Raw genomic sequence first — 15738 nt, forward strand, 5'->3', positions numbered from 1 at the left:
CTTTTTCCTGCGCACAACGTCTATATGGAAATAACTTCTAATGGATGGGGATGAACGAGAGTGAAGACGGGTCCTGACTGGCAGGGAATGGGGTACAAGTGGATTACCATGACTGGATTATCAGCTGTACTGTTGACGGGATGGATGATGCTTGATTCACAAAAGGTAGTGCTTGGAGGACAAGCTTCGGTTACAACGCCCCAAGCTTTGGGAGCAAGTCCCCAAGCCTTATCAACAAAGTTGGCCTACAAACAAGGAGACTCCGTTACGCTCATGAATGATATTCCCCTGTTTCAAAACAGGAGGGACAGCAGTGTGGCTCCTGACCAAATGAAGATTGAATACTATACTACAAAAAACGAGAAGTATAGGTTGGCATCGGTTCGAGGCGAGTGGTTGCAGCTTAAGTCATCCGATCATGGAGACTTCTGGCTGCCAAGTTGGTATGCAATGAAGGAGAGCAGAAGCATGACGGAAACAGCTCCGCAAAGTCTCAAGATCCAATCGGGCAGCAAGCTGTATCTGGCTCCAGACAGTGCTACAACCTGGACTTTTGAGAAAGCGCTAACAAGTAAAGCTGTTATTGTTGCAAAGTGGAAAGGATGGTATGGCGTCTCCATTGCTCCACGAACCTGGAGTAAAGAATCCTCCACGTATCGGCCAGGACTCTTCTGGATCAAGGCAGGGGCTCTAGAGCAGAGGAAGAATGTGGATGATGGTTGGTTCCAACAGAATACATCGCTACCGACCTCGGTTATTCGTCATTTGACGGATATTAAGCTGAACAAGGCAACCACCTCCAAACAAGTGGCCGAGTGGTTAGGCGAGCCCGATTGGAGAGAGGGTTCAGGCAATCTAAATGATACAGGGTATGCAATGAGTATTGGACAGACCTGGAGATATGAGCGGCAAGATGGACAATTTTTGGTCACATTCAACAAGAATGGCAAGCTGGTCAGAACTCGCTGGAATCTACCACAGCATGATCGAAATGCTGTCGTTTCTGATTGGAATATCAGTCGGGCGGATGAATATGGGTTTACGACAAAAATGTACGGCACAACGCTGCCGAAGACAATCCCTTGGAAACCGGTCTGGACTAACCAGGGGGATATTAATTACACTTTTTTACAGGTAGCCACGGATGATGTACTCCTGATGAAGGGGGATGACGGTGGATTTAGCGGGGGCTACTACGAAGGTTCCATATATGCCCTTGACCGTCATACGGGCCAGAAATTATGGAGGATTAATGGGGGTTTTGGAAGACAGCAGGCTGAGGTGGATACAGCACGCCAATACGTTACAATCTACAATGATTATGACCCTGACAAGAAAAAATACGTGGATCGTATTCGTCATCTGAACTTGAAGAGCGGGAAGGTCACGTGGACGTACACCCCTAAGCAAAATTTCAGACTAAATGGCATCACTGCTGCGAAAAACGTTGTGGTCGTGGATAGCCCGGTTGTTGATAGCTCAAGCAACAGTTGGTTGACGGTACTGGATAGTGCAAACGGAAAAACATTGTGGACGCGAAAACTCGCGAAAGGTTATGAATTATTGAACAAGAGTGCAGATGACCCTTATGTGTTGTATTGGGAAAAGAATAAGCTGACTGCAGCCGACCCGCAATCGGGGCGAACTGTATGGAGCTTGAAGGCCAAGCGATCTACCATAGAACAACTTGGGAATGATCCATATTTTGATGGAATTGAACGTCTGGATCCTTTTACAACCAGGAATGCTGAAAGATGGCTATCGTTAGATAATCAGTGGCTGCTGCTTGATCTGAACACGGGGAAAAAGCTTGCCCAATTTCCTGCCCGGGTAGGACAGAGATTGGAGGAGCTGAAAGATGGCATGCTGTTGATCCGTGAGAATCAAAACGGCGATCATTACGGAGAGTATGAAAATTTTACAACCACCCTGTACGATGCCGAGACAGGCAAAACACGGTGGACGCTCAATGGCAAAATTGAACGAGGACTGGTGGAAGATGATCAGTTATATGTAATTAAAAATGGTTACCCCGCGGCTTTGAATTATGATACGGGGGAGACGCGTTGGAATGCCAATGATACGATTGCCACTCTCAAGTATCCCACGAATCAGGGGAGCTATCTGGTCATTGATGATCAGTTGCTGCTGCCCATGGATGAGAATTGGTTGGTATTGAATAAAAACAATGGAGCCTTGTTAGGTCGTGTACATGACGTGGCGATGGGAAACCCGGAGCATCGCGACCGGGATGCGAAGAACGGAACGATCAACCGGATCGGCAATGAAGTGTATGTGGGTTCGTCCAACGGACGTTTTCGCGTGTATGAAGCCAGCCGCCTTCAGGAGGCAATCTCACCTTAAAAGCTTGTCTCATCAGGGATGTTGATTTATTATAAATGAACAGGATTGCTCGCGCTCCGGTTATCGGCTGTGCGGGCTTTCTTCATGTGTTCTTGAAGAACCATGCATGATCATTCACGGGAGGACTCTCCATGATCTCATTATATGGTGTAAGCAAACGTTATAACGAGCGCGGTTCCCGTGCAGATCAGGGATTCGAAGCGTTAAGCTCGGTGTCGCTCGAAGTGGGACAAGGCGAAATTCACGGCATCATCGGTTCGAGTGGCGCAGGCAAATCCACGCTCCTGCGGATGCTCAATGGTCTGGAAAAGCCGGATGAGGGTGAGGTTGTTGTGAATGGGCAGCACCTGACCCAGATGAATGAGCGCACTTTGCGTCTGGCACGAAGGTCCATTGGCATGATCTTTCAGCACTTCAATCTGGTCAGTAATCGGACGGTGAGTGGCAATGTCTGTATGCCGCTAGAACTGGCCGGGATGTCCCGTACACAGCGAGTCGAGCGTGGACTTGAGGTGCTTAGGTTTGTTGGACTGGAAGACAAGGCAGATCAATATCCTGCTCAGCTTAGCGGAGGACAGAAGCAACGTGTGGCGATTGCACGCGCACTCGCCAGTCGTCCGGATGTGCTTCTCTGTGATGAACCGACCTCTTCGCTTGATCCACAGACTACGAATGGCATACTGGATGTGCTACGTCATATCAATGAAACGCTGGGCGTGACCATTGTCGTCGTGACGCATGAGATGGAAGTGGCTCGTAGACTATGTCACAGGGTATCCGTCATGAAGGATGGGCGACTCGTACGAACATTGACTGAAGCGGAAGTGAGCAGTATTCCCGCTCCGCAGCCGGATCTGCTGACCTCCTTGCTTGCGGGTGATGAATATGGGATGGCAGGTTCGTCTTTGTTCCGTCAGACAGAACAGGGGGACAAGTCATGAGGTTACCTGAATCTGTACTGAAGTATCAGCATGAGATATGGCAAGCGATCGGAGAGACTTTTGTCATGGTAGGCATTTCCATTGCAGCGGCTGTTCTGATCGGGTTACCTCTGGGTACACTTCTGTACTTATTCCGGAGAGGACAACGGTACCAGAATCAAACGTTGTCTTTTGTACTCGGCAGTATCGTCAACATCATTCGTTCGTTTCCATTCTTACTGCTGGTTGTCTTCATGATTCCATTCACACGAATCGTCGTTGGAACGTCCATCGGTACACTGGCGGCAACCGTTCCACTCTCGGTCATTGCGATTGCCTACTATGCCAGACTCGTGGAACAAGCGTTGCTGGATGTACCGAAGGGCGTGGTTGAAGCTGCATCATCCATGGGGGCATCGACGATGCAGCTCGTGGTGAAATTCCTGTATGTGGAGGCAAGATCTGGCCTTGTACTGGGACTCACCACAGCTACGATTAGCTTTATCTCCTACTCGACGGTGATGGGCATTGTAGGTGGCGGCGGGGTTGGAGATTTTGCCATTCGCTACGGTTATCAGCGCTTCGAAACGGAGATCATGGTATTTACGATCATCATTATGATTATCCTGGTACAGATGATCCAATTCACAGGCAGCAGATTGTCCCGCTGGCTGGATCGCAGATCCTGAGCGTAGTGACACGGTACATGATTGAAGAAAGTGCAGTAACAAGGAAGACCAATACAGATTATATGATGAGGGGTAGACATACAATGAAAGCAAAAATGATGCTTATGTTGCTTGCAGTCATGCTTGTCGTAGCTGCTTGTGGCAAAAAAGAAGAAACACCTGCGGCTGAAGGAACGAAAGAAGATACACAAGCTGCACAAGAAGTTACGCTGAAAGTGGCCACATTGATTCCGCCGATGACAGACGTACTGGATATTGTTAAACCACTCTTGAAGGAAGATGGCGTCAATCTGGAAGTTGTTGTGTTGTCGGATAACGTTCAACCGAATACGGCACTGGCGAACAAGGAAGTAGATGCAAACTTCTTCCAACACGTGCCTTACATGAATCAATATAATGAAGCAAACAATGCGAACCTGGTGGCTGTACAGCCCATCTATAATGCCATCTATGGCGGCTATTCCAAAAAATACAAAACGATTGAGGAATTGCCAGAAGGTGCAACGATCGCAATCGCGAACGATCCTTCCAACATTGGTCGCTCTCTTGTGATGCTGGAGCAGAACGGATTGATTAAGCTGAAAGAAGGCGTAGGTTTTAACGCCACACAGGCAGATATCATCGAGAATACGAAGAACTTCAAGTTTGAGGAAGTGGACTTGTTGATGCTTGCTCGCATGATGGATGACGCTGATCTGGTAGCCATGACACCTGCTTATGCCAGTCCGCTCGGTCTTACACCGAAAAAGGATGCGCTGTTAACCGAGAAGGATGATTCCCATTTTGCCATCACCCTGGTTGCTCGTGAGGATAATAAGGACTCCGAAGCGATCCAGAAGCTGGCTAAGCGTATGGCGGGTCCGGAGGTCAAAGCCTTCTTCGAAGAGAAATATGCAGATATCGCTATCCCGGCATTTAAATAGAGAATACGTGGGAACAACGTGAATAGTCTTAAGATCTAAGCGATAACGCTTGGATCTTTTTTTTTGTCCTCACGTGCTTATTAACAAGTATTTAGAAAGTTAACAATTAGGTCATATCCCCGGAACATTTTATTTAATAGTTTTTTTGTATAATTTGTTTGAAAATAGTTCTTTAGGATTATAAATTAAGAGATTTCATTCTATTTTTGAGCGTGAAAAATGTCTTTTACAAGAATGGAGACCTAGTTTTTAGAAAGATGGTTTACACTCTATGAGAGCTATATAAGATGTATTAATCATTTACACGAAAACGGAGAGGACAGAAAAAACTGAAAAAGCGAAGCGGTCGCCTAAAAGCTTTCTGAAAGAAAGCTGCATCGGAAGCATAAGCTATCACCGGATGTTCCTGAAAAAGGGGAATTAAAAAAATCTGGGGGATAACAGCGATTGGAAGGTTGTAAAATTAATCTGGAAGAGGTAGAGAAATTTGTCCCAAAACAATAGCAAGCCGACCTGGTTCAACAAGATACATAAGAGCTTTAAGACAAAGCTGGTGGTGTCCTTTATTGCTTTCCTGGCCATTCCTTCGTTAAGTATTGGAATCTTATCGTATAACAGTGCCAAAGGTGAAGTAGAGAAGCAAATTTTACATAGTGCGATGGAAAACGTGAACCTTGCCAGTGCGACGATTGATCTCTCAATCAATGCCAAACGGAATCATATTGAATACTATGCGAAAACACTTGCAGTGCAATTAAGACAGGAAGATGCCGAGGTTCGGGTTGTGAACGAATTGAAGGGGTATGCTGCGCAGAACACAGACATCATCACCATAGGTGTGGGCACAGAGGCAGGTGTGTATCTCATGTCCTCTGATGCGGAGATGCCTGAAGATTATGATCCGCGAACCAGACCATGGTACACGGAAGCCATGGGAACTCCACAGCAGGTGATTGTTACAGATCCCTATGTATCTGCTGAGACAAAAGAGATCACCATTACGATTGCAAAGGCATTGGAAGACCAATCCGGTGTGGTCCAGCTGGATCTCGATCTGTCGGACATTAGCCAATTGGTTAGCGGAATTAAAGTTGGAGAGCAAGGGCATCTGATTCTGCTGGATGCCAGTGAAAAGTATATCTATCATCCGACAATGCAACCTGGAACAGATGCAACAGAAGATTTTTGGACACAAGTGTATACGAACGAATCCGGTAACTTTAGATATACCTTTGGTCAGATGGATAAGGTCATGTATTACGCTACGAATGCATCCACGGGATGGAAGGTCGCTGGCACCATGTTCTCCTCTGAAGTAGAGGATGCTGCTGCGCCCATTATGAATCGAACGATTATGGTAATTGTTTCTTTTCTCGTCATCGGAATTATGATCATCTGGCTGGTGATGCGATCGATTGTTAAACCGATTCGTCAGTTGAAGGTTCAGGCGATTCAGGTGAGTGAAGGAGATCTAACCCAGACGATTACAAGTACAAGTAATGATGAGATTGGTGAACTGAGTGAAGCATTTGGCAAAATGCAGAGCAACCTGCGTGTATTAATCCAAAATGTGGAGAACAGCGCCAATCAGGTCGTTATCTCATCGGATGAAATGACTCAGAGTGCGGAATCAACCAGTGCAGCCAGTGAGCAAGTAGCACGAGCTATTCAGGAAATTGCGAGTGGCGCAGAGAAACAGACCCAAGGAATTGAACATAACCATCAGGCCATGAATGAAATCACGATTGGCATTACAAGGATCGCCGAACGTTCCATACATGTTGCTGATTTGGCTAAACATACAACCGTACAAGCGGAAGAAGGCGGCAACACCGTCAAACAGACGGTGAGTCAGATGCAATCGATTCAAGAGACGGTAGAACAGACAAACCTGATGATTCAGGCGTTATATGAACGATCACACCAAATTTCAGCGATCACGGAGTTAATCGGAAACATCGCCAAACAGACAAACCTGCTCGCACTGAACGCATCCATCGAAGCTGCTCGTGCAGGAGCTCATGGCAATGGATTCGCCGTTGTAGCAGCAGAGGTTCGCAAGTTGGCAGAGCAATCCGGGCAGTCTGTCAATGAAATTACCGTGCTGACTACGGCGGTACAGGAAGATATGGCTGCTTCCGTTCGCATGATGGAGAAGGTAACTTCAGAGGTGGGAGAGGGCATGGAGATCTCTACAGAAGCGATTCGAAAGTTCGAACGCATTCTGGATAGCATGCGTGAAACGACACCTCAGATTGAAGAGATTGCAGCTACGTCACAAGAGATTACAGCAGGTGTACAGGAAGTATCTGCTGTATCCAATGAGTTGGCTGGCATTGCGTCAGGCAACGCTGCAACTTCCGAAGAAGTGGCCGCTTCCTCAGAGGAGCAGCTGGCAGCGATGGAGCAGATTTCTGCCTCGGCTCGTGGCTTGTCTACCATGGCGGAAGAGCTGCAGCACCTGATTAGACAGTTTAAGTATTAATCGGGATCGTAGATACGAATATCACACAGGGACAGCATCACATGATGTTTCATCAGAGGGAGTGGACAGCCATGCAACCAGAACTCAAAGCCTTCTTGCTGCTAACGGATGCGGTCATGATTACAGATGAGGAGGGTGTGATTCTAGATGTGAATTCCGTTTATGTAACCAAAACAGGATTCTCACGGGAAAGCACCATAGGTCAGCCTGCCCGATTGCTAATGGATACGCACTGGAGAGGAAATCAGACCTGGTCCGGCGTAGCCAAACTGATGAAGGTAGATCAGGAATTTTGGGAAGCTCAAGTTACGATTACATCGGTTTATTTGAACGATTCTCTCTTTTATATCAGTATTTTTAATGATGAATTTTCATGAAAAAAAATCGTTGTTTTGTGATAAGGGTATGTTAGCTGAAAGTGGGAATTATTTTCAAAAAAAAGGTCAATATCGTCAATTGAATAAGGGAGCCTGGCATACTATGATTTGTGTACCGGGGGACTGCGAACGTGAATCTGGCAACATTCATTGAATGCATGAAATCCTGAAGTCGTAATGTGGACGGTGACCATTTGCTACGCGATCTTGTGTTAAATTTCACGCTAATTCTGATCTTTGTTTTCCTGACTCATCACTATCTGAACCAAACCAATGCTACCCGTTCCACATCCATCACGACTCGGATCATTATTGGTATTACACTGAGCATGTTGGGTACGGCGCTCTATTATTTCTCTATTGTGCTTGAGGATGGAACATTGTTGAATTTCCGGGCCAGTGTATATCTGCTCGCCGCTTATTTTGGTGGAACTGGCTCTGCCTTTGTTACTTTTGCATTCATGTGGATTTTTCGCATTAATATGGGGCGTAATCCTTTGTTGGAGAACTGGCAGTATGCGTTGGCAGAGTTGTTATTTGTTGTAGCCGTATGCCTGATCTTTCAGTATGTTAGGGGATTTATGCAAAAGTGGTTGTCTGGAGCGTTGCTGCTGATAACTGTGTATGAGTTTTTCGTACTAAAGATATATTCTCCTTCTCTGCTAATGTTGGGACAGATTCTCCTTTTCCAAGGTATCTGCATGCTCTTCGTTATATTATTCCTGTACTATCTGAACCAAAATCATCGATATAGGAGATTGGTCATTCAAAGGGATCAGGAAATGCTGGAGATGCTTCGGATGCAGCCGGGTTTTACGTTTAAAATCCATAAACAGAATGGGAAATTTGAGTACCTTCTGCTTGAAGGGGAGATGCTCTCCCGACTGGGCTTGGATATGAATAGTCTGAAGCAAGACTACAAGCTGGGTACATTGAACATTTTACCTCAGGAAAAGGTAGAATTTCTGCGAAAGCAGTTTAACCGGGCCTGGGAAGGGGAATCTTTTTTTTACGAGATTGAGCATGAAGGGTTCTATTCCCTGGTGAAAATTCGCCCTCTTCGAGAAGAGGGGGTTGTGAAATATGTCGTGGGATATGGACTCGATATCACGGAACACAGAGCGGTTAAACGAAGGATTCAAGAAAGTGAAGAGCGATATCGAACACTTGAGCGCGTGTCGGCAGACTGGTTCGTCGGTATGGACAGCAACAGATGTATTGTGTCGGTTAATCAGAAGTTTCTGGATGTGCTCGGTCTCAGCAGGCAGGAAGTGCTTGGTCGTCAGCTTGAAGAATTATTGTTCATTGAGCAGTTGGATAACTGGTTGTTCATTTTCCAAAAAGCCTTGCATCACAATATAGCCCAGGATACGGAATTAAGTTTCATCATTGGAGAAGCTCATGAGCAGCATGTTCGGGTTCACCTGTATCCTGTCAAAGGACTAAACTCAAGTGAGAAAATTAAGGCAGTCATTCGTGACATTTCGGATCACTATAGACGTGTTAAGGCTGACAAAGCAAGTCAGGCGAAGAGTGAGTTTCTCGCATTCATGAGCCACGAGATTCGTACCCCACTGAGCGGCATTATCAGCTTTTCGTTGTTGCTTCAACGAACAGATCTATCTCCACAACAGAAGGATTATTTGAGTAAAATTAATGCGTCCTCCCAAACCTTGCTTGCCCTCGTAAATGATATTCTTGATTTTTCGAAAATTGAGGCAGGCAAGCTGATTTTGGAGAAGGTTTCTTTTTCACCGGAGGATGTGATCAAACGTGTGGCAGATCAGGTCGGTGTGGCCATCGGGCACAAAGATATCGAAGTGATCTTTACAACCGATCCCGATCTGCCGTTAACGGTGATTGGTGATCCCTTCCGACTTGAACAGGTGTTATTGAATCTGCTTAGCAATGCAATTAAATTTACGGAGCATGGATATGTGACGTTGCAGGCAGAGGTGCTTTCATTGGAGGCGGAGCAAGTTCAGGTCCGTTTTGAGGTAGAGGACACGGGAATCGGAATCTCACCCGAACAATTGGAACGGCTTTTTGTCCCGTTTACTCAAGCGGAACCTTCAACGTATCGAACATATGGTGGTTCTGGTCTTGGACTGGTCATCTGTTACCTTCTGGTGACCTCCTTGGGAGGAAGTTTGCAGGTGGATAGTGTTCTGGGAGAGTACAGTCTGTTCTCATTCGACTTGATATTTGAACTGGCAGAATCGGAAGAAGAAAGTTCCTTTCTGCAAACATACCCTCTTCTATATTACGCGGATGATGTGGTGATCGTTGAGGAAGATGAACGAATGGGCGCGAATTTGAAGCAGATCCTCCACTCATTCGGGATGAAGCCGAAGCTGTATCCTTCGTTGAACCATATGATGGAAAGTGATTGGTGTATACCAAAGGCAGAGGGGATAAGTTCAATATTATTGATGATAAATATGGATGCAGCACACGCACACCATCGTTTACCTTGGAACAACCTGATGAAGCGATTGAATCGAACCAAATTTCAGATGGTGGGTTATACCCATGCCTTTAGTGAAAATGCCCTGTGGAGTGAGGAGAGATCCTTTCGCCCGGATCTCATGATGATCAAACCGATTACACGTCTGGGATTGTTCGAAGTGTTACTTGCACTTCAGGGTGAAGGGCCATTAGAGGACAAGCGGATGAGCGAAGGCGACGAGTTCCATTCGCGTAACCTGAAAGGCCACATTCTGATAGCTGAAGATCATGAAATCAATCAATTGGCCATTCGGGCCATGCTGGAGCATATCGGATTCAAGGTGACGCTAGCAGACAGTGGCACAGAGGTTTTGGAGAAATTGCACGAACAAACATGGGAACTGATTCTGATGGATCTCTTAATGCCAGATATGAATGGTATTGATGCAGCAAGGCACATTCGCAAGATGAGGAAATATGACCGTACACCCATTATCGCGCTTACAGCGAATGCTTTAAAAAGGGACGATGAGTTATATCTTGAAGCGGGCATGAATGCAATCCTGACTAAGCCCATACAGGAACAACAGATCGAAGATATGTTGGACACATGGATTGATCTAAAAGGCATAAGAGAGATCAATGGAATCGATTCAGATAAGGCCATTAGACAGATGGACGGCAAGCCGCATATTCTGCAATATGCGCTTACGAAATTCAGGACGGAGTATGGTTCGTTTCAGCAAAAGCTGGCGGCACAGCTTCAGCAACAGCAGATTACTGAAGTAATCCGTAATGTTCATTCTCTTCGAGGCGTAGCTGCGAATCTGCATGCAGTGGACCTGATGTGTACGGTTCTCCAGCTGGAGCTGCTCTTATCCGATCCGTTACTCGAAGAAAAGGCACTGAACTCGGTATTAGAGAAGGTGCAACAGGAAATTGATAAAATTACCGGGTCTCTGCCATGGTGACCTTAATAAAGTTATATTATTTTAAGGAGTAAACTTATATCCGACCCCCCAGATGGTTTGAATGTATTGGGGGTTTTTCGGATTGTTCTCGATTTTTTTGCGAAGCTTGGTAATGTGCACATCGATGGTGCGATCATTAATGCCGGCATCAATACCACGAATGGCTTCAATCAGGGCATACCGGCTGTAGACCTTGCCAGGATTGAGGATAAACAGCTTCATGATCTCAAATTCGGAAAATGTCATCTCCACTCGCTGGTTATTTAACAGAACGGTTCTTCGCGCCAGATCGAGAGATATTCCAGTTTCCTGTTCAGTGACAATAGAGCTGTTCAATATGGCGTAACGACGCAATACAGCCTCAATACGTGCTTTCAGTTCCTGCATGCTGAAAGGTTTACATACATAGTCATCAGCCCCATCTGTTAATGATCGAATTCGTTCAGAAACTTCGGTTAACGAAGAGATGACAATGATGGGGATTGCCGTATGTTGGCGCATAAGAGAACAAGGATTCTTATTACCCGAATCAGGGAGCAGCAAGTCAAGAAGCAGGATATCAGGCCGCGCTTGAAGCTGTAGAAGACCATCTCTTGCGTTATCGACACGGGTAACATCATACCCTTCACCTTGTAAATACAAGGATAATGTATCGCCTAACATGTTGTCGTCCTCTATGATAAGCACTTTCGTCATGATATTCCTTTCTGAACCCCCTTCTTGTAGAAGGATTAAGATCCATGGATTAACTTAATATACCTGATATTTAAAACAGGCTGCATGAGGATGTCAAGACTCTAACATGACTCCAAGAAGGTGAGAGAATCTGGTTTATTGCTCGCCCAAATGTGGATGAGCTTCACGCTCGATCAGGCGCATCAGTTTGCGCTCGGTGGCTGTCTCTGGTGCAGGGGTGTAGACACTGCAACGCAGATCGGAACTACCCTGAACCTGCAACGAAGTCAGATCAAACAACATTTTGCCTGCTTTGGAGTGCCTGAATTCGATTAATACGTCCGGGGCGCTGCTGACGCTGCTTTGTTTCCAAAGGGTGTGAAAATCGTGATGTCTGTTCATCATGTCGTCCAAAAATAAATTATACCATTCATCATCAACATACTGACCATAATAAGCACGAAAGATTGCCAGAAATCCGCTAACAAAATCCTCCCAGTTCACCGCGAGCCTGCGAAACTCCTTTCGATCAAATAACAGACTGATCATATTCCGCTGTTCGGGGGCAATCTGTTCAAAATCCATAAAAACATGCCGGGCTGCATCATTCCAGCCAACAATGTAACAACGCCGATCCGAGATCACGGTAGGGCAGTGATGAAGCTCTTGCAAAATTTTCTGCAAGGAAGGGTGAAGTTGAACAGGTTCTTCTTCCAGTGTCGGCAGTTCGGAGTGATGTTCCATGGCAAGTGAAAACAGATATTTTCGCTCATCCGCAGTAAGTCTTAGTGCTGAAGCGATGTTGTCCAAAACCGAATGGGATACCTGAATATCCCGACCTTGTTCAAGCCAGGTATACCATGTTGTACTTACACCTGCCAGTTGGGAAACCTCTTCTCTCCTCAAACCAGGCGTTCTGCGCCGGCTTCCAGTGGGTAAACCGACAGATTCGGGAGAAATTTTGGAACGCTGTGTTTTTAGAAAAGTAGACAATGCTTGTAACCTGACATCGTAGTTCAATCCATCACCTTCCGTCCTCGTTATCATGGTAGTCATTATACTATTATAATTGACAACTTGTAATAGGATATTCAAAAGTGCACTATTAGTGGCATAGCGTAAGAATGAAGGAAGATAACAGCGCTGAAGGAGGATGGATATGGAACGAGTCGTCATTACAGGTATGGGAGTCATCTCTCCTTTGGGAAATGATGTACATACATTCTGGAATGGATTAATTGAGGGTAGATCAGGAATATCAACAATAGAACATTTTGATACAGCTTCCTATAAAACCAGAATCGCTGGTGTGGTCCGTGATTTTGATGGTGAAGAGCAATTTGGACGCAAGGAAGCAAGGCGTATGGACCGCTTCGTTCAATTCGCTGTTGCTGCTGCGGACCAGGCAGTATCCCAATCGGGTCTTGTGATGGACGAACTGGATCGCGAACGGGTAGGTGTATATATTGGTTCAGGAATAGGCGGAATTCAGACATTGATGGAACAAGGCAAGGTCCTGTCTGATCGGGGACCTGCGAGAGTCAGTCCAACACTCGTACCTATGATGATATCCAATATGGCTGCAGCTATGGTTAGTATGAGGTTTGGTTGCTGGGGGCCGACATTGTCGCCAGTAACCGCTTGTTCCATTGGCAATACAGCCATTGGAGAGGCTTTCCGTCTTATTCGTCATGGTGGAGCCGATGTCATTATTGCTGGCGGGACAGAAGCCGCTGTAACTGAAGTGTCACTGGCAAGCTTCGGTAATGCGACAGCGTTGTCAACAAGAAATGAAGCGTTCCATGCAGCAAGCCGTCCATTTGATGCGGGGAGAGACGGTTTTGTCATGGCGGAGGGCGCTGGGATTCTGGTTGTTGAGTCACTATCTCATGCACTGGAACGAGGGGCAAATATTCTTGCCGAAGTAATTGGATATGGTGCCAGTTCAGATGCATATCATATGGTAGCAACCCACCCGGAAGGACGGGGGGCATATCTGGCAATGAAAGCAGCGCTTAAAGAAGCTCAGATTGAACCTGAAGACATCGATGTAATTAATGCTCATGCCACCAGTACGGAGGCGGGCGATCTCTCTGAGACGAGAGCGATTAAGCAACTTTTCGGGGAAGCTGCCTATGATGTTCCGGTCACAGCGAATAAGTCCATGACAGGACATATGCTTGGTGCAGCTGGTGGTGCGGAGGCGATCTCACTTATTCAAAGTTTGCGTCATGGCATCATTCCTCCAACCATCAATCAGGAGCAGAGTGACCCTGAATGTGATCTGGACTATGTACCCAATGAGGCAAGAAGAGCAGATTTGCGGATTGGAATGTCCAATTCCTTTGGTTTTGGCGGTCATAATGCGGTGATTGTTCTTCAAAAATATTCTTCTTAAGCTAAAAGAACAGCTGAAATAACCAAAGGAACAGCGCAGCCTGGTGAGGCCACGCTGTTCCTTTGGTTATACGCGAATCATTCGTATCACGGAACCCTATTAACAGGCAAGTGTTTGCATGCCTTACGAAGAGAGAGGCGTTGATTCCGCTAAGCCTTTGCTGCCCCGACTCAACCAGCTTACATGCCAGCGGGATTGCATGAAGAGAACAAGGAACAGGGAAGCTGCAGCAATCAGGCTAAGAATGACGAAGCCTGGAGTGTAGGATTGGTAGCTGCTATACAGTTGACCGAGAATCAGCGGCAGTGCGTATCCGCCCAACCCGCCAGCCGCGCCTACAATGCCTGTCATCAGGCCAATCTCGTTACCGAAGCGTTGCGGAACCAGTTGGAACACGGATCCATTTCCAGCTCCCAAACACATCATACCGAGGAACAGCATGACCACTACAACAGGAAGTGGTGGCATGAAGGATACTCCAATCAACATGACGCAGGCTCCTGTATAAAGGAAAGTCAGCATGCGGGTTCCACCAATTTTGTCTGCCAGATAACCCCCTACAGGCCGGAAGAAGCTGCCTGCAATGACACAGAAGGTGGTAATATCTGCGGCTCGAACAGGTGAAAGTCCATACTGGGTGTTGAAGAAGATGGTTAGATAGTTACATAATCCAACGAAGCCGCCAAAGGTTACACAATAGAAGGCACAGAACACCCAAGCATCTTTTTGTTTAAGCAGACTTCCATATTGGGACAATTTTTTGGGCTCAGGCCGGTTAGGACTATTCTTGGCAAAGAGAGAAAAGAGAATAAATACGAGAGCAATCGGGATAATAGCAAGTCCGAACACAACTTCCCAGCTGCCAAAATGCGTAGCCAAGCGATTGGCAAACAACGTCGCGAGTACGGTTCCGCTGTTACCCGCCCCGGCGATACCCATGGCAAGACCCTGGTGCTCTTTGCCATACCATTGGCCCGCCAGCGGCAACGCAGCAGCAAAGGAGGCACCAGCCACACCCAGCAAGAGTGCCACCACGTAAAGCTGGCTTAAGGAGTCAACCCATAACCAGCCGAGTAATAAGGGAACCAGAGTGACGAGCATCCCGATCTGTGCGGTTAGTTTCGGACCGATATAATCAGACATGAAGCCGAGTACAAGTCGCAGGATGGAGCCGCCAAGAATAGGCAATGCGACCAGATTGGCCTTTTCCAATGGAGTCATCGGATAGTCCAATGCGATGACAACTGCGAGTGGACCCAGCATCCCCCATATCATAAAACTGATGTCAAAGTACATAAACGCCCCGAACAGGGTGGGCTTATGCCCGCTTTTCCAAAAACTTTTGCTCTCCATCATCCATCATCGCTCCTCATCCAATTAAGATCTTCGTAATTTGTCTATGTGCTTGTTGAGGCAGAAAAAGGCCGCAATTCGTCCAGATCAGAACGATTTGCGGCCCCGTTGCCGACAGGCGGTACACGTCATTGT

Annotated in this window: 11 protein-coding genes; 8 read left to right on the plus strand and 3 right to left on the minus strand. The window is 46.5% G+C overall.

All coding sequences use genetic code 11. The features are described from left to right. Positions 1-60: 60 nt before the first annotated feature. From MKX40_RS04510 to MKX40_RS04540, 7 genes are all read left to right on the plus strand, one after another. Complete coding sequence (locus MKX40_RS04510; RefSeq protein WP_339239727.1) at positions 61-2364, plus strand: PQQ-binding-like beta-propeller repeat protein; 2304 nt, start codon at positions 61-63, stop codon at positions 2362-2364. Positions 2365-2495: 131 nt separating this feature from the next. Continuing rightward, positions 2496-3305: an ATP-binding cassette domain-containing protein gene (locus MKX40_RS04515; RefSeq protein WP_339239729.1), complete on the plus strand. Its 810-nt coding sequence runs from the start codon at positions 2496-2498 to the stop codon at positions 3303-3305. Beyond that, on the plus strand, positions 3302-3973 hold the full coding sequence (locus MKX40_RS04520) for a methionine ABC transporter permease (protein ID WP_339239730.1): 672 nt from the start codon (positions 3302-3304) through the stop codon (positions 3971-3973). The genes MKX40_RS04515 and MKX40_RS04520 overlap by 4 nt, the downstream gene beginning before the upstream one ends. Before the next feature lie 65 nt (positions 3974-4038). Then, positions 4039-4896 carry a MetQ/NlpA family ABC transporter substrate-binding protein gene (locus tag MKX40_RS04525; protein ID WP_339242914.1) on the plus strand — a complete coding sequence of 286 codons (858 nt, stop codon included), beginning with the start codon at positions 4039-4041 and terminating at the stop codon, positions 4894-4896. Between the two features lie 487 nt (positions 4897-5383). Continuing rightward, positions 5384-7381, plus strand: a complete 1998-nt coding sequence (locus MKX40_RS04530; RefSeq protein ID WP_339239731.1) for a methyl-accepting chemotaxis protein — start codon at positions 5384-5386, stop codon at positions 7379-7381. Positions 7382-7452: 71 nt separating this feature from the next. Continuing rightward, positions 7453-7758, plus strand: a complete 306-nt coding sequence (locus MKX40_RS04535; protein WP_339239734.1) for a PAS domain-containing protein — start codon at positions 7453-7455, stop codon at positions 7756-7758. A gap of 194 nt (positions 7759-7952) precedes the next feature. Further along, positions 7953-11177, plus strand: a complete 3225-nt coding sequence (locus tag MKX40_RS04540; RefSeq protein WP_339239737.1) for a response regulator — start codon at positions 7953-7955, stop codon at positions 11175-11177. A gap of 21 nt (positions 11178-11198) precedes the next feature. Here MKX40_RS04540 and MKX40_RS04545 read toward each other — a convergent pair whose 3' ends face one another. Both MKX40_RS04545 and MKX40_RS04550 read right to left on the minus strand, forming a co-directional pair. Then, positions 11199-11873, minus strand: coding sequence for a response regulator transcription factor (locus MKX40_RS04545; protein ID WP_339239740.1), 675 nt, complete (start codon positions 11871-11873; stop codon positions 11199-11201). 135 nt (positions 11874-12008) lie between these two features. Beyond that, positions 12009-12872 (minus strand): helix-turn-helix transcriptional regulator, encoded by an 864-nt coding sequence (locus tag MKX40_RS04550; RefSeq protein WP_339239744.1) that lies wholly within the window; start codon positions 12870-12872, stop codon positions 12009-12011. 139 nt (positions 12873-13011) lie between these two features. On the opposite strand from MKX40_RS04550, the gene fabF reads away from it, so the two are divergent. Then, positions 13012-14250 carry a beta-ketoacyl-ACP synthase II gene (gene fabF, locus MKX40_RS04555; protein WP_339239747.1) on the plus strand — a complete coding sequence of 413 codons (1239 nt, stop codon included), beginning with the start codon at positions 13012-13014 and terminating at the stop codon, positions 14248-14250. Between the two features lie 123 nt (positions 14251-14373). On the opposite strand, the gene MKX40_RS04560 is transcribed toward fabF, so the two are convergent. Continuing rightward, positions 14374-15603, minus strand: coding sequence for a nitrate/nitrite transporter (locus MKX40_RS04560; protein ID WP_339242917.1), 1230 nt, complete (start codon positions 15601-15603; stop codon positions 14374-14376). Positions 15604-15738: the final 135 nt, after the last annotated feature.

It is taken from the genome of Paenibacillus sp. FSL R5-0517 (assembly GCF_037974355.1).
Lineage (GTDB): Bacteria > Bacillota > Bacilli > Paenibacillales > Paenibacillaceae > Paenibacillus.

What these genes read in the sequence shown, in the direction of transcription:
- MKX40_RS04535 (WP_339239734.1), top strand. Translation starts at nt 7,453, where the DNA reads ATGCAACCAGAACTCAAAGCCTTCTTGCTGCTAACGGATGCGGTCATG.
- MKX40_RS04515 (WP_339239729.1), top strand. Translation starts at nt 2,496, where the DNA reads ATGATCTCATTATATGGTGTAAGCAAACGTTATAACGAGCGCGGTTCC.
- MKX40_RS04525 (WP_339242914.1), top strand. Translation starts at nt 4,039, where the DNA reads ATGAGGGGTAGACATACAATGAAAGCAAAAATGATGCTTATGTTGCTT.
- MKX40_RS04520 (WP_339239730.1), top strand. Translation starts at nt 3,302, where the DNA reads ATGAGGTTACCTGAATCTGTACTGAAGTATCAGCATGAGATATGGCAA.
- MKX40_RS04560 (WP_339242917.1), bottom strand. Translation starts at nt 15,603, where the DNA reads ATGGAGAGCAAAAGTTTTTGGAAAAGCGGGCATAAGCCCACCCTGTTC.
- MKX40_RS04545 (WP_339239740.1), bottom strand. Translation starts at nt 11,873, where the DNA reads ATGACGAAAGTGCTTATCATAGAGGACGACAACATGTTAGGCGATACA.
- fabF (WP_339239747.1), top strand. Translation starts at nt 13,012, where the DNA reads ATGGAACGAGTCGTCATTACAGGTATGGGAGTCATCTCTCCTTTGGGA.